12 protein-coding genes and 9 tRNA genes are annotated in these 17,415 nt (G+C 62.3%); 20 read left to right on the top strand and 1 reads right to left on the bottom strand.

From position 1 onward, the window contains the following. The first annotated feature begins 5 nt into the window (after window positions 1-5). The 20 genes from DFR29_RS21985 (at window position 6) to DFR29_RS22080 (ending at window position 16,252) form a co-directional block, all read left to right on the top strand. Entirely contained in the window at window positions 6-515 is a 510-nt protein-coding gene (locus tag DFR29_RS21985) for a CinA family protein (RefSeq protein WP_133820804.1), read from the top strand. Between the two features lie 150 nt (window positions 516-665). Next, window positions 666-1,706, top strand: coding sequence for a recombinase RecA (recA, locus tag DFR29_RS21990; RefSeq protein WP_133820941.1), 1,041 nt, complete (start codon window positions 666-668; stop codon window positions 1,704-1,706). A gap of 115 nt (window positions 1,707-1,821) precedes the next feature. Next, complete coding sequence (locus tag DFR29_RS21995) at window positions 1,822-2,352, top strand: regulatory protein RecX (RefSeq protein ID WP_133820805.1); 531 nt, start codon at window positions 1,822-1,824, stop codon at window positions 2,350-2,352. Between the two features lie 169 nt (window positions 2,353-2,521). Next, a complete protein-coding gene (gene alaS, locus DFR29_RS22000) occupies window positions 2,522-5,188 on the top strand; it encodes an alanine--tRNA ligase (protein ID WP_133820806.1) in 2,667 nt (888 codons plus the stop codon). A 335-nt stretch (window positions 5,189-5,523) separates the two neighbouring features. Then, window positions 5,524-5,718 carry a carbon storage regulator CsrA gene (gene csrA, locus DFR29_RS22005; RefSeq protein WP_133820807.1) on the top strand — a complete coding sequence of 65 codons (195 nt, stop codon included), beginning with the start codon at window positions 5,524-5,526 and terminating at the stop codon, window positions 5,716-5,718. A gap of 88 nt (window positions 5,719-5,806) precedes the next feature. After that, a tRNA-Ser gene (locus tag DFR29_RS22010) sits at window positions 5,807-5,899 on the top strand. Between the two features lie 485 nt (window positions 5,900-6,384). Further along, a tRNA-Arg gene (locus DFR29_RS22015) sits at window positions 6,385-6,461 on the top strand. 163 nt (window positions 6,462-6,624) lie between these two features. Next, window positions 6,625-6,701 (top strand) — tRNA-Pro (locus tag DFR29_RS22020). A 20-nt stretch (window positions 6,702-6,721) separates the two neighbouring features. After that, window positions 6,722-6,798 (top strand) — tRNA-Arg (locus tag DFR29_RS22025). Window positions 6,799-6,818: 20 nt separating this feature from the next. Further along, a tRNA-His gene (locus DFR29_RS22030) sits at window positions 6,819-6,895 on the top strand. Window positions 6,896-6,903: 8 nt separating this feature from the next. Continuing rightward, window positions 6,904-6,979: transfer RNA gene (locus DFR29_RS22035), tRNA-Lys, on the top strand. A 77-nt stretch (window positions 6,980-7,056) separates the two neighbouring features. Continuing rightward, a tRNA-Leu gene (locus tag DFR29_RS22040) sits at window positions 7,057-7,141 on the top strand. Window positions 7,142-7,211: 70 nt separating this feature from the next. Then, window positions 7,212-8,510: a trigger factor gene (tig, locus tag DFR29_RS22045; RefSeq protein WP_133820808.1), complete on the top strand. Its 1,299-nt coding sequence runs from the start codon at window positions 7,212-7,214 to the stop codon at window positions 8,508-8,510. A gap of 147 nt (window positions 8,511-8,657) precedes the next feature. Further along, window positions 8,658-9,269, top strand: coding sequence for an ATP-dependent Clp endopeptidase proteolytic subunit ClpP (clpP, locus tag DFR29_RS22050; protein WP_208113684.1), 612 nt, complete (start codon window positions 8,658-8,660; stop codon window positions 9,267-9,269). 113 nt (window positions 9,270-9,382) lie between these two features. Further along, window positions 9,383-10,660, top strand: a complete 1,278-nt coding sequence (clpX, locus tag DFR29_RS22055) for an ATP-dependent Clp protease ATP-binding subunit ClpX (RefSeq protein WP_133820810.1) — start codon at window positions 9,383-9,385, stop codon at window positions 10,658-10,660. Window positions 10,661-10,913: 253 nt separating this feature from the next. Then, window positions 10,914-13,421 (top strand): endopeptidase La, encoded by a 2,508-nt coding sequence (gene lon, locus DFR29_RS22060; RefSeq protein ID WP_133820811.1) that lies wholly within the window; start codon window positions 10,914-10,916, stop codon window positions 13,419-13,421. A gap of 331 nt (window positions 13,422-13,752) precedes the next feature. Then, window positions 13,753-14,025, top strand: a complete 273-nt coding sequence (locus DFR29_RS22065) for an HU family DNA-binding protein (RefSeq protein ID WP_133820812.1) — start codon at window positions 13,753-13,755, stop codon at window positions 14,023-14,025. 14 nt (window positions 14,026-14,039) lie between these two features. Beyond that, a tRNA-Val gene (locus tag DFR29_RS22070) sits at window positions 14,040-14,114 on the top strand. 10 nt (window positions 14,115-14,124) lie between these two features. Continuing rightward, window positions 14,125-14,201, top strand: a tRNA-Asp gene (locus DFR29_RS22075). Window positions 14,202-14,347: 146 nt separating this feature from the next. After that, entirely contained in the window at window positions 14,348-16,252 is a 1,905-nt protein-coding gene (locus tag DFR29_RS22080; protein ID WP_133820813.1) for a SurA N-terminal domain-containing protein, read from the top strand. Window positions 16,253-16,404: 152 nt separating this feature from the next. Here DFR29_RS22080 and DFR29_RS22085 read toward each other — a convergent pair whose 3' ends face one another. Beyond that, a complete protein-coding gene (locus DFR29_RS22085) occupies window positions 16,405-17,187 on the bottom strand; it encodes an enoyl-ACP reductase FabI (RefSeq protein WP_133820814.1) in 783 nt (260 codons plus the stop codon). Window positions 17,188-17,415: the final 228 nt, after the last annotated feature.

Genomic DNA, 17,415 nt, shown 5'->3' on the forward strand with positions numbered 1-17,415 from the left:
CCTAGATGCCGCAGTCCGGTGCACCCGATGATGCAGAGCTGGTCGGTCTCGGCCAGACCGTTGCCGAAACCTTGCAGCAGCGCGGCCAGATGCTGGTCACGGCCGAATCCTGCACCGGTGGCTGGATTGCCAAGACCCTGACCGACATTGCCGGCAGTTCGGCCTGGTTCGAGGCCGGCCTGGTCGCCTACAGCTACGAAGCCAAGCAGGCCCTGCTCGGCGTGCGCCCGGAAACCCTGGCCCAGCATGGCGCGGTCAGCCAGGAAACGGTGGTGGAAATGGTGTCCGGTGCGCTGGCGCGCTACGGCGCCTCGGTCGCCGTCGCCGTGACCGGCATTGCCGGCCCGGGCGGCGCCACGCCGGGCAAGCCGGTCGGCACGATCTGGATCGGCTGGAAGCGCCGCGGCGGCTACGCCAAGGCCGAAGTGTTCCATTTCGACGGCGACCGCGAGTCGGTACGGCGCCAGACGGTTGCCGCAGCCCTGGTCGGCGTTCAGAAAATTCTGAGCAACTGACGCGTTCAAGTACCGGTGCGGGCCGGGGTGGGCGGGGTGTGGAATAATCCCCGCGTTACCCGCCCCTGCTGTGCTGTCTCGGCCCGTGAGAACGCCGGGCGGCAGCATGCGCCGCGCAAACCCCATCCAGACGAGGAATTAACAATGGCAATGGACGACAACAAGCGCAAGGCGCTCACTTCGGCCCTGAACCAGATCGAGAAGCAGTTCGGCAAAGGCACGGTGATGCGCATGGGCGACAAGGCTGCCGAGCCCATCGACGCCATTTCCACCGGCTCGTTCGCACTGGACATGGCCCTGGGCATAGGCGGCTTGCCGCGCGGCCGCGTGGTCGAGATCTACGGTCCGGAATCCTCGGGCAAGACCACCCTGACCCTGCAGGCCATCGCCAGCTGCCAGCGCGCCGGCGGTACTGCAGCCTTCGTCGATGCCGAACATGCGCTCGATCCCAGCTATGCGGAAAAGCTCGGGGTGAATGTCGACGACCTGCTGGTGTCGCAGCCCGACACCGGCGAGCAGGCGCTGGAAATCACCGACATGCTGGTGCGTTCGAATGCCGTCGACATGGTCGTGATCGACTCGGTGGCGGCGCTCACGCCCAAGGCCGAGATCGAGGGCGAGATGGGCGAGATGCAGGTCGGCCTGCAGGCGCGCCTGATGAGCCAGGCCCTGCGCAAGCTGACCGGCAACATCAAGAAATCGGGCTGCCTGGTGGTCTTCATCAATCAGCTGCGCATGAAGATCGGCATGATGATGCCAGGGCAGAACCCGGAAACCACGACCGGTGGCAATGCGCTGAAGTTTTATGCCTCGGTGCGCCTGGACATCCGCCGCATCGGTTCGGTCAAGAAGGGCGACGAGATCATCGGCAACGAGACCAAGATCAAGGTCGTCAAGAACAAGCTGGCGCCGCCGTTCAAGCAGGTCTTTACCGAAATCCTCTATGGCGAAGGCATCAGTAAGGAAGGCGAACTGATCGACCTGGGCGTCGACCACAAGCTGGTGGAGAAATCCGGTTCCTGGTACAGCTACAACGGCGAGCGCATTGGCCAGGGCAAGGACAATGCACGCAACTTCCTCAAGGAACATAAGGATGCGGCGGCCCAGCTGGAAGCGGCTCTGCGCATCAAGATGATGCCGGAGAAGCGCGCTGTTGCCGCCACCCCGGATTTCGAGCCGGAAGAAGCCTGATCGGCGGCGTGAGGTACGGCATGCGGCCTGTCGCCGGCGTGACCCGGTTGGCGCCTGATCGTCGGCGGGTTGCCGGCCGCGCCGCGCGGCGTCCGCGTCCGTCGGCAGGCGGCACATGAGACGCAAGCGCGACGACAGCGGTGCTGCCGGCAGCAGCGGCCGCAACGACAGGAAAAAGCCGCTGCCTAGCGCCTACGGCAAGGCGCTGGGGCTGCTGTCCCGGCGCGAGCATTCGCAGCGCGAACTCAAGCGCAAGCTCGATCACACCGGCTATGAAGCCGACGAGGCCGATCAGGCGCTGGAAAAGCTGCAGCAGCAGTCGTTCCAGAGCGACGAGCGCTTCGCCCACGTCCTGGTGCGCAGCCGCGTCGGCCAGGGCCAGGGGCCGCGGCGCATCCTGGCCGAGCTGCGTACCCACGGCATTGCCGATGCCGAGGCGCGCCAGGCACTGGAAGAAGAAGGCACCGACTGGCTGGTGCTGGCACGGCAGATCTACCGTCGCCGCTTCGGATCAGACGCCTCTACCGACCGTCAGGAAACGCACAGGCGCACGGCATTCCTCTTGCGCCGTGGCTTTGATGCCGCCACAGTAAGGGCCATTACCCACGCCGACGACGTGGACGACTCCGCCGAGGAGTTCGATTAGGGATGGCCTGAACGGGCGCGCCGGCTCTCCAGTAACCGGTGCGGTACTCCGTCGCGGCGAATTCGATCCCGATCTGCACGGGACGGCAGCTTGATCCGCACTTCCCTCGCATCCTGGCCGGTCGCCACTGCGGCGTGTCCGCTTTTCGCCTTCAACGACGACGACCGCCATGCGCAGCAGTGCCGAGATCCGCCAGAGTTTCCTCGATTTCTTCAAGAGCAAGGGGCATGAAATCGTGCCCTCCAGCCCGCTGGTGCCGGGCAACGACCCGAGCCTGCTGTTCACCAATGCCGGCATGGTGCAGTTCAAGGATGTGTTCCTGGGGTCGGAAAAGCGCAGCTATACGCGCGCCACCTCATCTCAGCGCTGCGTGCGTGCCGGCGGCAAGCACAACGATCTGGACCAGGTTGGCTATACCGCACGCCATCACACCTTCTTCGAAATGCTGGGCAATTTCAGCTTCGGCGACTACTTCAAGCACGACGCCATCGTCTATGCCTGGGAGCTGCTGACCGAGGTATGGAAGCTGCCGAAGGAGCGCCTGCTCGTCACGATCTATCACACCGACGACGAAGCCTTCGACATCTGGCACACGACGGTCGGCCTGCCGGCCGACCGCATCATCCGCATCGGCGACAACAAGGGCGCGCCGTATGCGTCGGACAATTTCTGGCAGATGGCCGATACCGGCCCCTGCGGCCCCTGCACCGAAATCTTCTACGACCACGGCGAGCACATTGCCGGCGGTCCGCCGGGCTCGCCCGACGAAGACGGCGATCGCTATATCGAGATCTGGAACAACGTGTTCATGCAGTTCGACCGCGCTGCGGACGGCACGCTGACACCGTTGCCGGCACCGTGCGTTGATACCGGCATGGGCCTGGAACGCGTCGCCGCGGTGCTGCAGCACGTGCATTCCAATTACGAGATCGACCTGTTCCAGCATCTGATCAAGGCTGCCGCGGCACTGACGGCGACGGCCGATCTGGAAAACAAGTCGCTGCGCGTGATTGCCGACCATATCCGCGCCTGTTCCTTCCTTATCGTCGACGGTGTGCTGCCGTCCAACGAAGGGCGCGGTTATGTGCTGCGCCGTATCATCCGGCGAGCGTTGCGGCACGGCTACATGCTGGGCAAGAAACAGCCCTTTTTCCACCAGATGGTCGGTCCGCTGATCGACATGATGGGCGAGGCTTACCCCGACCTGACGGCAAAACGAGAGTTCGTCGAGGGCGCGTTGCGAAAGGAAGAGGAGCGCTTCGCCGAGACGCTTGAGAACGGCATGAAGCTGCTCGAGTCCGCGCTGATGGACGACACCCAGCACGTTGGCATCGAGAATGCACCGAAAACCGTGCCGGGCCATATCGCGTTCACGCTCTACGACACTTACGGTTTTCCGGTTGATCTGACAGCCGACGTAGCCCGTGAGCATGGCTGGTCGGTCGACATGCCCGGCTTTGACGCGGAAATGGAGCAGCAGCGCATTCGCGGTCGCGCGGGCAGTCAGTTCGAAAACAAGGTTTCGCTCTCGGCCGAAGCGATCCAGCAACTGCCGACGACGCAGTTCCTGGGGCATGCCGAACCGGTCTATGTCGCCGACGGACTGAAGCTCGTCGGCATCGTGCGCGGTTCGCGCCTGGTGGACGAGCTCGGCGACGGCGAGGAAGCCACCCTGGTGCTCGACCGCACGCCGTTCTATGCGGAATCCGGCGGCCAGGTCGGCGACAGCGGCAGCCTGAGTAGCGGCTATGGCCGTTTCACCGTGCGCGATACGGTCAAGCTCGCGGGCGCTTTCCACGGCCATGTCGGCCGCTGGGAAGGCAAGACACTGCGCCTGGGCGAAGCGCTGCATGGCGAGATCGATGTGGGCCGGCGTCAGGCGACGGTGCTCAACCACTCGGCGACGCACCTGATGCACGCTGCCCTGCGCCAGTTGCTTGGCACGCATGTGACGCAGAAGGGCTCGCTGGTCGCGCCCGACCGGCTTCGATTCGATTTTTCACATTTCCAGCCGCTAACGGCGGAAGAGCTGCGCACGATCGAAGACACGGTCAATGCGGAGATCCGCCGCAACGCCGCCGCCGACGTGCGCAACATGGCCTACAAGGACGCGATCGATTTCGGCGCCATGGCCTTGTTTGGCGAGAAATACGGCGAGCATGTGCGAGTGATGAAGTTTGCCGATTTTTCCACCGAGCTGTGCGGCGGCACGCACGTCGGACGTACTGGCGATATCGGCCTGTTCAAGATCCTTGGCGAAAGCGGCGTTGCCGCTGGCGTGCGCCGCATCGAGGCCGTGACCGGTGCCGGCGCGCTGGCTTTCGTGCGCGAGGAGGAGCGCCGGTTGGACGAGGTATCCCAGTTGCTCGGTTCGGGCAGTGGCGAGGCGGCGGAAAAACTGCGCCAGCTGTTCGAGCGGCAAAAGCGGATGGAGCGCGAGCTGGAGTCATTCAAGGCCAAGGCCGCAGGAGCTGCCACGGCACAGCTGGCCGAAGCAGCACAGGATCTGGGCGGCATCAAACTCGTCGTGGCGCGCCTGGACGGCCTGGACGCCAAGGGCCTGCGCGAAGGCATAGACCAGATCAAGGCACGCCTGCCCGACAGTGTGGTGCTGCTGGCCGCGGGCAGCGAGGGCAAAATTGCCCTTGCTGCCGGTGTACAGGGTGCAGCGCTGGGTAAGGTGAAGGCGGGCGATCTGGTCGGCTTCGTTGCGCGCCAGATCAACGGCAAGGGCGGTGGGCGTCCGGACCTGGCGCAGGGCGGCGGCGAGGACACTGCGCAGTTGCCGCACGTCTTGTCCGCTGTGCGCAACTGGGTCGAACAGCAACTGACGTAGACGTTTTGCTGATCCTTTTTGCGTGATAGTGAGCAGGCCCCGACTGCGCTTTGGTGGGTATTGTGGCCGGCGCAATCTGACGAAAGTAATGCCTGACTTCAATTGCGTGGCTGGTGGGTGTCCGCTAGTATCGGCGCGGCGTGGTCGCCCCCAATTCGCAAGTAAAAAATTCAGTGGCGGCTGACACGACTCGCGGATTTTCGCGAGTCGTGAGCAACGGGGAGGACCGCGGAATCAGCTCTAGTAGCTGCCGAGACGGTCCCGTGTGCATTAGCTATTTCAACTAGTGCGATGCCAGGACGTAGGCCGGGACGTAAGGCGAAAGGAGACGAACGATGCTGATTCTGACTCGCCGGGTCGGAGAGACCCTGATGATCGGAGACGAGGTCACGGTCACTGTGCTGGGAGTGAAGGGCAACCAGGTCCGTATTGGTATCAATGCGCCCAAAGATGTTGCAGTTCATCGCGAAGAGATCTACCAGCGCATCAAGCGCGAGCAGGATCCAGCTACCGGTAGCGGCGAAAGCTGAACTCCGGGCTTTACCCGGCGCTGGCAAGTCGTTATTCTTCCGCGCCTCGCCAACGGCCAGCAATCACGGTCGCTGCGAAACAAAACCCGGAGAGATGCCCGAGAGGCCGAAGGGGCTCCCCTGCTAAGGGAGTATAGGGTCAAAAGCTCTATCGAGGGTTCGAATCCCTCTCTCTCCGCCAGATACTGAAAAAGGACCGCAAGGTCCTTTTTTTGTGGGTTTTTCGCCGTCTGTTGAAGCAGTGCCTGCAGCTGGTTGGCGGCGTTCGCCGGTACGCGCCGTCGTGCGGCCGTAGGGCCGCTGCACGGATGCTGCGGGGTGGGGGCGTCCTGTTCCTGTCATCCGCGCTTGCGCAGCTCCTGGGGGCCTTTCAGCGCGGGCTTGTGCCGTTGGCGGGGCGTCGCTGATTGTATTGGCGGCGAGGCCGACTGTCGTGGAGGCGGTCGCGTAGGCGCAACTCGCCCGCGTGGCTATTAATTCAGAAATTAATATTTGTATTTGTTGCCTGGGGTGGGCGATTCGGCACTGATCGCAAAAAAATTTCGCCAACCTATTGACGAGCCCCCTGTAGATCCGAATAATTCCGCTTCTCGTCGGGGCGGCAACGCAGCGACGGGGCGGCGCAAAGGACGCGTCGCCAATCGCAGGGACGGCAAAGTTTAGTGCGCGCCCGTAGCTCAGCTGGATAGAGTACCAGGCTACGAACTTGGTGGTCGGAGGTTCGAATCCTTCCGGGCGCGCCATTTATTCAGGGTGCTTCGGCACCCTTTTGTTTGACGGCAACAGTGTCGCAATGCAGTTGGTCGATGGCGCAGGCCATACCCCTGGACGATTGACGGTATAGCTGGGCACCCGTAACATCTCCCGTTCTTTGGGATTGTCACGGGTGACCGAAGTCTGGACTGACGGGGTATAGCTCAGCCTGGTAGAGCGCTAGCTTTGGGAGCTAGATGTCGAGAGTTCGAATCCCTCTACCCCGACCAACCGCGCATAGCCAGAGACTGCGCCTGTAGCTCAACCGGATAGAGCATCGGCCTTCTAAGCCGACGGTTGCAGGTTCGAGTCCTGTCGGGCGCGCCAATGCGATCGTAAGTTTTGCGGTGGATATAGCTCAGTCGGTTAGAGCATCGGATTGTGATTCCGAGGGTCGTGGGTTCGAATCCCATTATCCACCCCAATTTTCGTGGGCCGCTAGCTCAATTGGTAGAGCAGCGGACTCTTAATCCGTAGGTTCCCAGTTCGAGTCTGGGGCGGCCCACCACCTTCTTTCGTCGGTCCTCACGTGGCTTTCCGCAAAGTAAAGCGCAATCGCTAGCCCACAAGGGTGTGCGAAGGTGTGCGAATGTGGCGGAATTGGTAGACGCGCTGGATTTAGGTTCCAGTGGGGCAACCCGTGAGAGTTCGATTCTCTCCGTTCGCACCAGATCAGTATTCGTGGCCGCGTGATCGCTTCGCAAGCGAGCCCGCGGCCGATTGCCGTTCGAGGAGCAACAATGCAAGTTTCCGTTGAAAACGTGGGCAAACTCGAGCGCAAGCTCACCGTGCGGGTTCCGGCCGACCAGCTCGACACTCAGGTGCGTCGCCGCCTCTCCGACCTGGGCCGCAATGTCCGCCTGAATGGCTTCCGCCCCGGCAAGGTGCCTGCCAAGGTGATCGAGCAGCGCTTCGGTGCACAGGTTCGCGGCGAAGCGCTGTCGGAACTGATCCGCCAGACCTTGCCCGAGGCCCTGCAGGACCAGAAGCTGCGTCCGGCCATGCCGCCGTCGGTCGACACCACGGGTGCGACCAGCAACGGCGAGATCGAATACACCGCCACCTTCGAAGTCGTCCCCGAGATCGGCAAGGTCGACGTGACCACACTGGAAATCGTGCGAGTGGCCGCGGAAGTGACCGATGCTGATGTCGATACCATGATCGACACGCTGCGCCAGCAGCGCCGCAGCTGGCAGCCGGTAGAGCGTCCCGCCGCCGCTGGCGACATGGTTCTGTTTGAATACTCGGCTCAGGCGGGTGACTACCGCTTCCCGGCCGAAGGCCAGGATCGCGTCGGCACCGTGATCGGCTCGGCCGCGCTGTTCAAGGAACTGGAAGACAGCCTGGTCGGCCTCAAGGCCGGCGACGAAAAGAATCTGTCCCTGAATTTCCCCGCCGATTTCCGCAACGAAAGTCTGGCCGGCAAGCAGGCTGAAGTCGCCGTCAAGATCGTGCGCGTCCAGATGCCGGAACTGCCAGCGCTGGACGAGTCCTTCTTCGCCAGCTTCGGCATCGTCGACGGTGGCCTGGAGAAGTTCCGCGAAGACGTCAAGGCCAACCTGGAGCGCGAGCTCAAGGGGACCTTGCTCGGCCGCCTCAAGAACGAGGTCGTGGACAAGCTGGTTTCCGCCTATGCCGAGCTGGACCTGCCGCAGGGCATGCTCCAGGCCGAGGCCGCTTCGCTGGTGCGCCAGGCCGAGGCCCAGGCCCGCCAGCAGGGCCAGAACGCCAGCTTCACTGCCGACCAGTTCGCCGACGTGGCACGCCGCCGTGTCGCCGCCGGCCTGCTGTTGACCGAGATCGCCACGCAGAACGACATCCGCCTGGATACCCGGCGCGTCGGCGAAACGCTGCAGACGATCGCTTCCACCTATGAAGAACCGCAACAGGTGGTTGAACTGTATAACAACGATCCCCAACTGATGTCCGCGCTGCAAAGCCGGGTCATCGAGGATCAGGTGACCGAATGGATCGCCGATCACGCCAAGGCGATCGAGCAGAAGCTCGGTTTCAATGACGTGATGCGCCCCACGGCGTAAGCCCCTTGCGAAGGGACCGGTTATGCCGGTCCCTTCCTGGCTTTGCAGGCAGGCCGCGCAGTACGCTGCCGGCCCGCAGGCCGCATTACCGCCCCTGGCCCGGGCCGACTTGCTCCGGAGTGCTCCATGTCCAAGGGTTTCGAACCGATGCGCAGCCTGAATCTCGTCCCGATGGTGGTCGAACAGACCTCCCGCGGCGAGCGCGCTTATGACATTTACTCGCGTTTGCTCAAGGAACGCGTGATTTTCCTGGTCGGTCCCATCGACGACTACATGGCCAACGTCGTGGTGGCGCAGTTGCTGTTCCTGGAGTCGGAAAACCCCGACAAGGACATCAACCTGTACATCAACAGCCCGGGCGGCTCGGTTACCGCCGGCATGGCGATCTACGACACCATGCAGTTCCTCAAGCCCGATGTCAGCACCATGGTCATCGGCCAGGCTGCCAGCATGGGCGCGCTGCTGCTGACCGCAGGCACCAAGGGCAAGCGCTATGCGCTGCCGAACTCCCGCGTGATGATCCACCAGCCCCTGGGCGGTTTCTCCGGCCAGGCCTCGGACATCGACATCCATGCCCGCGAAATCCTCACCATTCGCCAGCGCCTGAACGAGATCATGGCCAAGCACACCGGCCAGCCGATCGAAATCATCGCCAAGGACACGGATCGCGACAATTTCATGTCCGCCCCGGAAGCGCAAAAGTACGGTCTTATCGACGCCGTACTGGAAAAGCGACCGGCGGACAGCATCAAGTCCTGAGTCTGAGCCGTCCGGCCATACTGAACCCGCCAGTACGTCTGCGCTTGCGCCATGGGCGTAGCGGGTTCTATTCTCCGTGACGAATACGTTATCCCGGTTTTTTGAGGCAGAGCATGACTGACGATCGGCAGGGCCGTTCGAGCGACAGCGGGAAGATTCTCTACTGTTCGTTCTGCGGCAAGAGTCAGCACGAGGTCCGCAAGCTGATTGCCGGTCCATCCGTGTTCATTTGCGACGAGTGCGTTGAGCTTTGCAACGACATCATCCGCGAAGAGCTTGAGGAAAAGGCCGCCAGCGCGCGTAGCCATCTGCCCAAGCCGCGCGAGATCATGGACGTGCTGGATCAGTACGTTATCGGCCAGACCCGTGCGAAGAAGACGCTCGCCGTCGCGGTCTACAACCACTACAAGCGCCTGGAAACCCGGCAGAAGAGCGACGAGGTCGAACTGGCCAAGTCGAACATCCTGCTGGTCGGACCTACCGGTTCGGGCAAGACCCTGCTGGCGGAAACGCTGGCGCGCCTGCTCAACGTGCCGTTCACGATCGCCGATGCGACGACGCTGACCGAAGCCGGCTATGTCGGCGAGGACGTCGAGAACATCATCCAGAAGCTGTTGCAGAAATGCGACTACGACGTGGAGAAGGCGCAGACAGGCATCGTCTACATCGACGAGATCGACAAGATTTCGCGCAAGAGCGAAAACCCGTCGATCACCCGCGACGTATCCGGCGAAGGCGTGCAGCAGGCTCTGCTGAAATTGATCGAAGGCACGATCGCCTCGGTACCGCCGCAGGGTGGGCGCAAGCATCCGCAGCAGGAATTCCTGCAGGTCGACACCAAGAACATCCTGTTCATTTGCGGTGGTGCTTTCGCCGGGCTGGAGAAGATCATCCAGCAGCGCGGCGAATCGACCGGCATCGGCTTTTCCGCCGACGTGAAAAGTAAGAAGCAGACCAATTCCGTCGGCAAGGTACTCGCCGATGTCGAGCCGGAGGACCTCGTCAAGTTCGGTCTTATTCCCGAGTTCGTCGGTCGGTTGCCGGTGTTTGCTACGCTGGAAGAGCTGGACGAGCCGGCCCTGGTGAAGATCCTCACCGAGCCCAAGAACGCGATCGTCAAGCAGTTCAAGAAACTGTTCGAGATGGAAGGTGCAGAGCTTGAGTTCCGCCCGGAAGCATTGACGGCGGTTGCGCGCAAGGCGCTGAAGCGCAAGACCGGCGCGCGCGGGCTTCGCACCATCCTCGAGCAGGTGCTGCTCGACACCATGTACGAGCTGCCTTCGCTGGAACATGTGAGCAAGGTCGTCGTGGACGAGGCCGTCATCAACGGCCAGGCCGAGCCCTACCTGATCTACCGCGGCAACCTGCAATCGCGCGCGGTTGCCGAGTAAAACGCCGACATCCGGGGCGCCGGCAGAATGCCGCGCGCCCCTGCCAGCTGCGCTGCAGTCGCTGCGTCCAGCCCGCTTACGCTACCTCGCTATACGCTGTTTTGCCGCGCTGTCCAGGCGTTTCGGCACGCAACTCGCATGTTCCTTCTTGCATTCGTTCACTGCGACCGCACTTGACGCTCCAGTGGCCTGCGCTCAGGCTCAACCTATCCGATTCGCTCGGCCTTGACGGCCGCCGCCAGGAAGTCGCTACATGGACAAATCCGAAAAAACCGTCTCTTCCGACTCGCGTCTGCTCGAACTGCCGGTATTGCCGCTGCGCGACGTCGTTGTCTACCCGCATATGGTCATTCCGTTGTTCGTCGGCCGCGAGAAATCGATTCGCGCGCTCGATGTGGCGATGGAGGGCGACAAGCAGATCCTGCTGGTCGCCCAGCGCAGCCCCGACGTGGACGATCCGCGCGAAGGCGACCTGCATTCGGTAGGCACGCTGGCTTCCCTGCTGCAACTGCTCAAGCTGCCTGATGGCACCATCAAGGTGCTGGTCGAAGGCGCTGCGCGTGCGGAGATTCTCGGCTACCGCGAGCGCGACGGTGTCATGGTCGGCAGTGCCAAGCCGCTGGACGCGCGCTATTCGCGTTCCGAGCGCGAGATCGAGGTGGTGTCGCGCTCGCTGGTTTCCACTTTCGAGCAATTTGTAAAGCTCAACCGCAAGGTGCCGCAGGAGCTGCTCGCCACCCTGGCTGGCATCGACGATCCCAGCCGCCTGGCAGATACCATTGCGGCACACCTGTCGATTCGTCTTGCCGACAAGCAGCGCCTGCTGGAAATGACCGACGTCGGCGACCGCTTCGAAGCGCTGATGGGCTTCGTCGACGGCGAGATCGACGTGCAGCAGATCGAGAAGCGTATCCGCGGCCGGGTCAAGTCGCAGATGGAGAAGAGCCAGCGCGAGTATTACCTCAACGAGCAGATGAAGGCGATCCAGAAAGAGCTCGGCGATCTTGAAGAGGCGCCGAACGAACTGGACGAGCTGGCACGCAAGATCAACGAAGCCGGCATGCCAAAGCCGGTCGAGACCAAGGCGCGTACTGAGCTCAACAAGCTCAAGCAGATGTCGCCGATGTCGGCCGAAGCCACCGTCGTGCGCAACTACATCGACTGGCTGGTCGGTGTGCCGTGGAAGAAGACGAGCAAGGTGCGCAAGGATCTCAAGGGCGCGCAGGACGTGCTCGACGAAGATCATTTCGGCCTGGAGAAGGTCAAGGAACGTATCCTTGAGTATCTTGCCGTGCAGCAGCGCGTAAACAAGATGAAGGGGCCGATCCTCTGCCTGGTCGGGCCGCCGGGCGTGGGCAAGACCAGCCTGGGCCAGTCCATCGCCAAGGCGACCAACCGCCATTTCGTGCGCATGTCGCTGGGCGGCGTGCGTGACGAGGCCGAGATCCGCGGTCATCGCCGCACTTATATCGGTTCGATGCCGGGCCGCATCGTGCAGAACATGTCCAAGGCCGGCACGCGCAATCCGCTGTTCGTGCTCGACGAGATCGACAAGATGTCGATGGACTTCCGCGGCGATCCGTCGTCGGCGCTGCTCGAAGTGCTGGATCCGGAACAGAACAACGCGTTCAACGACCATTACCTCGAGGTCGATTTCGACCTGTCCGAAGTGATGTGGATCGCGACGGCCAATTCGCTCAATATTCCGGCGCCGCTGCTGGATCGCATGGAAGTGATCCGTATTCCCGGCTATACCGAGGAAGAGAAGATCAACATCGCGCGCAAGTATCTGCTGCCCAAGCAGATCAAGGCGAACGGGTTGAAACCCGAGGAAATCAGCGTCGATGTGGAGGCGATTCGCGACATCATCCGCTACTACACGCGGGAATCGGGCGTGCGCAACCTGGAGCGCGAAGTGTCCAAGATCTGCCGCAAGGTAGTGAAGGAACTGAGCATGCGCGAAAGCGCGGAAAAGGACGCAGCGAAGGAAGTCCCCAAGGAAAAGGGCAAGACCAGGAAAGCCAAGGTCGAGCAGAAGATTGTCGCGCTGGCCGTCGATTCGGCCAATCTCGATCAATACCTCGGTGTGCAGAAGTTTACTTTTGGTCGCGCTGAGCTGCAGAACGAAGTTGGCCTGGTCACTGGCCTGGCCTGGACCCAGGTCGGCGGCGATCTGCTCAGCATCGAAGGCACGGTAGTGCCGGGCAAAGGCAAGCTCATTCACACCGGCCAGCTCGGCGACGTGATGCAGGAGTCCATCCATGCGGCGCTGAGCGTGGTGCGTGGCCGTTCCGAGAGCCTGGGTGTCGACCCGGAGTTCCACCAGAAATACGACATCCACATTCACGTGCCCGAAGGCGCTACGCCCAAGGACGGTCCTAGCGCGGGCATCGCAATGTGCACGGCGCTGGTATCGGCCCTGACCAAGGTGCCGGTGCGCTCCGAAGTCGCGATGACCGGCGAAATCACGCTGCGGGGCCGCGTGCTGCCGATTGGCGGGCTCAAGGAAAAACTGCTGGCAGCCCATCGTGGTGGCATTACCACCGTGATCATTCCGGAAGAGAACAAGAAGGATCTGGTCGATATTCCGAAGAATGTCACCGAGACGCTGGAAATCCATCCGGTACGTTGGATCGACGAAGTGCTGGATATCGCGTTGGAGCGGCCTTTGACACCAGTACAGAAGCGCGAACCGGAGACAGCCGCAAAAGAAGCCAAGCGCGACGAGGCGGCGGAGCCGCAGCCGGTGCGTCCGCACTGATAGTCGCTCTAGTTGTATCGACTGAACAAAAGCGGCCTCATGGCCGCTTTTTTCATACAAGTTCACCGCCTGCGCCCAGGCTTGATACAGGCCTGCGCGAGCCGGCAAAACCTGCAGGAAAACCCCGTAAAACGGCGCCACGCCTTATGTTGCGTGCCTACTAGGCCACTGGTATAAAGGCCGGGACGTGGTCCGAGTGACTGCAATGGTCCGGGCGATCACGGGGTCCGCGAAGCGCACTTTCTAAAGGTCACCCGGTTTTTACAGGGACAGAGTCGTTTCGCCACAGAATCAAGCGTAGCGGGTCGCAGTTTCCGAGAGGGATTGTTAAATGAATAAATCAGAATTCGTGGGCGCGGTTGCCGATGCCGCCGAGTTGACCAAGGTTGATGCTGCCAAGGCTGTCGATGCCATGGTTGAAGTGATCACCAAGACGCTCAAGAAGGGTGACACCATCTCCCTCGTCGGCTTCGGTACCTTTGCGGTGCGCAAGCGCGCGGCGCGTACCGGCCGCAATCCGCGCACCAACGAAACGATCAAGATCAAGGCGTCGAAGAACCCGGCGTTCAAGGCTGGCAAAGCCCTGAAGGATGCCCTAAACTAATCGGCTCCCGCGAGGGGTGCTTAGCTCAGCGGTAGAGCGTCTCCCTTACACGGAGAGGGTCGGGGGTTCGAAACCCTCAGCACCCACCAATTGTGCCGTGGAGTGGTAGTTCAGCTGGTTAGAATATCGGCCTGTCACGCCGAGGGTCGCGGGTTCGAGTCCCGTCCACTCCGCCAGTTTTTCAAGGGCGCCGCACGGCGCCCTTTTTTCTATGGGGCGCACACGCCGTATCGTGCGTCCGCAAACGCGCCAGAACGGCGCAAGTTGCGGCGCAACCGTGCTGCAGCCGGATGACCACCCGTAAAGTTCAGGCAAGCCTCTCATGCTGCAATCACTGCGAGACAAGACTTCCGGACTGATAGCGAAGATCGTGCTTGGTGCCTTGATCTTCGTATTCTCGTTCTTCGGCATCGAGTCGTACTTCACCGGCCGCAACGATACCTGGGTGGCCAAGGTGGACAAGGCCGAGATCTCGCCGGAAACCTTCCGTCAGAAGTTCCAGATCTATCGTCAGAACATGATGGCCCAGTACGGCGGCCAGCTCGATCCGGCCATGCTGGAACGCCCCGAGATCAAGCGACAGGTACTCAATGTCCTGATCGACGAACAGCTGCTGCTGTCGGCGAACGAGAAGCTTGGTGTCGTGATTCCGGATGATCGCGTGCGTGCGGCAATCCGTGACGTGCCCCAGTTCCAGGTCGACGGCAAGTTCGATGAGGCGACCTACCGCACGTTGCTGATGACCAACAACCTGTCGCCGCTGCAGTTCCAGGAAGATCAGCGCAAGTCGCTGGCCACGCGCGAGCTGCCCACTCTGATCGGTTCGGTCAACGTGGTGACGCCGCGCGACATCGACGCGCATATCCGCCTGCGTGACCAGACCCGCGACCTGCGTACGCTGACCCTGGCCAAGCCCGAAGCAGGTGCTGCACCGACCGATGCGGAAATCGAGGCTTACTACAAGTCGCACTCGTCCGAGTTCATGACGCAGGAGCAGGTTTCGCTGGAATACATCGAACTCGATGCGAGCGCGCTCAAGATCGCCGAAACGCCGGATGAGTCGCTGCTGCGTGAGCGCTACGAAAAAGAAAAAGCACGTTACCTCACACCGGAACAGCGCCAGGCTTCGCATGTGCTGATCCTGGCCAAAGGCGGCGATGCCGAAGCGCAGAAGAAGGCACTGGCCAAGGCCCAGGAAATCGCCAAGAGCGCACGCGAAGGCAAGGATTTCGCCGCGCTGGCCAAGCAGTCGTCGGAAGACCTGGGTTCCAAGAACCAGGGTGGCGATCTGGGCTGGCTGTCGCAGAGCGAGACCGATCCGGCCTTCGAGGCGGCCCTGTTCGCGCTGAAGAAGGGCGATGTATCCGAACCGGTGCTGTCGTCCGAGGGCTACCACGTGATCCAGCTGCGGGATATCCGCGAGCGCAAGGAAAAGTCCTTCGAGGAAGCCAAGCCCGAACTGACCAAGGTCTATCTGGAAACCGAACGCGAACGCCAGTTCGCCGATCTGGCCGGCAAGGTTGCCGACGAAGCCCTCGTCGATACGGGTTCGCTGGAGCCGGCGGCCAAGGTGGCTGGTGTGACGGTGCAGAAGACGCCGCTGTTCCCGCGGGTCGGTGGTACCGGCGTTGCGGCGAATCCCAACGTGGTCAAGGCGGCGTTTTCCGATGCCGTGCTGGTCGAGCACGTCAATTCCGACATGATCGATCTGTCCCCCGAGCGCAAGGTGCTGCTGCGTGTCGCCGAGCACAAGCTCAGCGAGGCGCGTCCGCTGGCCGAGGTGAAAGACGACGTGCGTACGCGACTGGTGGCGGAAGCCGTGGCCAAGCAGGCTCGCGAGCGCGCCGATGCGCTGCTGGCACGTCTGCGCAAGGGCGAGACGCTGGACGCGATTGCGACTGAGCTCAAGCTCAGCGTAGCCGACGCCAAGGGTACTGGCCGCAATGCATCGACAGTGGATTCGCGCATCGCTGCGGCCGCCTTCAAGCTGGCGCGTCCGGCTGCGGGCAAACCGGAATTCGGAAACGTGGAGTTGCTCGACAATGCCTATGCGCTGTTCCAGCTCGATGCCGTGACCGATGGCGATGTCGCCAAGGTCGACGAGGCTGGCCGCGAAGCGGTGCGCAGCCAGCTGCAGAACATCGAGGGCATGGTGGCCACCGGCGCCTTCGTCGAATCGCTGCGCAAGAGCGCCAAGATCCAGATTGCCGAAGACCGCCTGCAGTAAGCGATCGCGCCGGCGTGTTGAAAACGTGCCGGCGCTTTCAATGTGGCTGGATCACAATCTGGCCAGGCCACAAAGAAACGCACAACAAAAAAGCTGCCCCAGGGCAGCTTTTTTGTTGTGCGGCACAAGCAGCGGCGCAAGCCGCTGCCGGTTCAGATGCCGGTCATGCCGAGAATGTTGTAGCCCGAGTCCACATAGGTGATTTCGCCGGTGATGCCCGAGGCCAGATCCGAACTCAGGAACGCAGCGACATTGCCCACTTCGTCGATCGTCACGCTGCGGCGCAGCGGTGCGTGCTCTTCGACGTGGTCGAGCATCTTGCGGAAGTTGGAGATGCCGGCCGCGGCCAGGGTCTTGATCGGGCCTGCCGAGATGGCGTTGACACGCGTGCCGTCCGGGCCGAGGTTGAAGGCGAGGTAGCGCACACAGGCCTCGAGACTGGCCTTGGCCAGACCCATGACGTTGTAGTTGGACAAAGCGCGCTCGGCACCGAGGTAGCTCAAGGTGAGAATCGAACCGCTGCGGCCCTGCATCAGCGGCCGCCCGCCCTTGGCCAGTGCGGCCAGGCTGTAGCTGGACACGTCGTGGGCGATGCCGAAATTCTCGCGCGTGAGGTTGTCGAGAAAGCCGCCCTGCAGCGCTTCGCGGGGCGCAAAGCCGACCGAATGCACCAGAATGTCGAAGCCGTCCCAGTGCTTGCCCAGCTCGGCGTACATCGCGTCGATTTCGCCGTCGATGGATACGTCGCAAGGCAGCACGATATTGCTGCCGAAGGCGTTGGCGGCTTCATCGACACGATCGCGCAAGCGCTCGTTCTGGTAAGTGAAGGCCAGCTGCGCGCCCTCACGGTGCATTGCATTGGCAATGCCCCAGGCGATGGAGCGCTGGCTGGCGATGCCGACGATCAGTGCACGCTTGCCATGCAGGAAACCCATGAAACCTCCCGGTACTGTGTGTTGAATCGATGGGCCGTGGCCACTGGCGCGCCATACTGGCGCGGGATCGATCCGTGACTTCCGTATGCGGCATGTAGCCGCCGCGGAATCTGTTCATGGCCGGCGGCAAGCCGCTCTGGCCGAAGCACTGGAGCGTATCGTCCCAGGGCAGCGGCGGAGTGTAGCGGTTTGGCCGCGTAGCTGCGCGAACGGGCGTTTGGACGGCGC

The sequence above is a fragment of the Tahibacter aquaticus genome (assembly GCF_004363655.1).
In the GTDB taxonomy this organism is placed as follows: Bacteria; Pseudomonadota; Gammaproteobacteria; order Xanthomonadales; family Rhodanobacteraceae; genus Tahibacter; species Tahibacter aquaticus.

Excerpts from the sequence above, each read along its gene's own strand:
- DFR29_RS21985 (WP_133820804.1), top strand. The coding sequence starts at position 6 with ATGCCGCAGTCCGGTGCACCCGATGATGCAGAGCTGGTCGGTCTCGGC.
- recA (WP_133820941.1), top strand. The coding sequence starts at position 666 with ATGGACGACAACAAGCGCAAGGCGCTCACTTCGGCCCTGAACCAGATC.
- clpX (WP_133820810.1), top strand. The coding sequence starts at position 9,383 with ATGACTGACGATCGGCAGGGCCGTTCGAGCGACAGCGGGAAGATTCTC.
- lon (WP_133820811.1), top strand. The coding sequence starts at position 10,914 with ATGGACAAATCCGAAAAAACCGTCTCTTCCGACTCGCGTCTGCTCGAA.
- DFR29_RS22080 (WP_133820813.1), top strand. The coding sequence starts at position 14,348 with ATGCTGCAATCACTGCGAGACAAGACTTCCGGACTGATAGCGAAGATC.
- tig (WP_133820808.1), top strand. The coding sequence starts at position 7,212 with ATGCAAGTTTCCGTTGAAAACGTGGGCAAACTCGAGCGCAAGCTCACC.
- csrA (WP_133820807.1), top strand. The coding sequence starts at position 5,524 with ATGCTGATTCTGACTCGCCGGGTCGGAGAGACCCTGATGATCGGAGAC.
- clpP (WP_208113684.1), top strand. The coding sequence starts at position 8,658 with ATGCGCAGCCTGAATCTCGTCCCGATGGTGGTCGAACAGACCTCCCGC.
- DFR29_RS21995 (WP_133820805.1), top strand. The coding sequence starts at position 1,822 with ATGAGACGCAAGCGCGACGACAGCGGTGCTGCCGGCAGCAGCGGCCGC.
- DFR29_RS22065 (WP_133820812.1), top strand. The coding sequence starts at position 13,753 with ATGAATAAATCAGAATTCGTGGGCGCGGTTGCCGATGCCGCCGAGTTG.
- DFR29_RS22085 (WP_133820814.1), bottom strand. The coding sequence starts at position 17,187 with ATGGGTTTCCTGCATGGCAAGCGTGCACTGATCGTCGGCATCGCCAGC.
- alaS (WP_133820806.1), top strand. The coding sequence starts at position 2,522 with ATGCGCAGCAGTGCCGAGATCCGCCAGAGTTTCCTCGATTTCTTCAAG.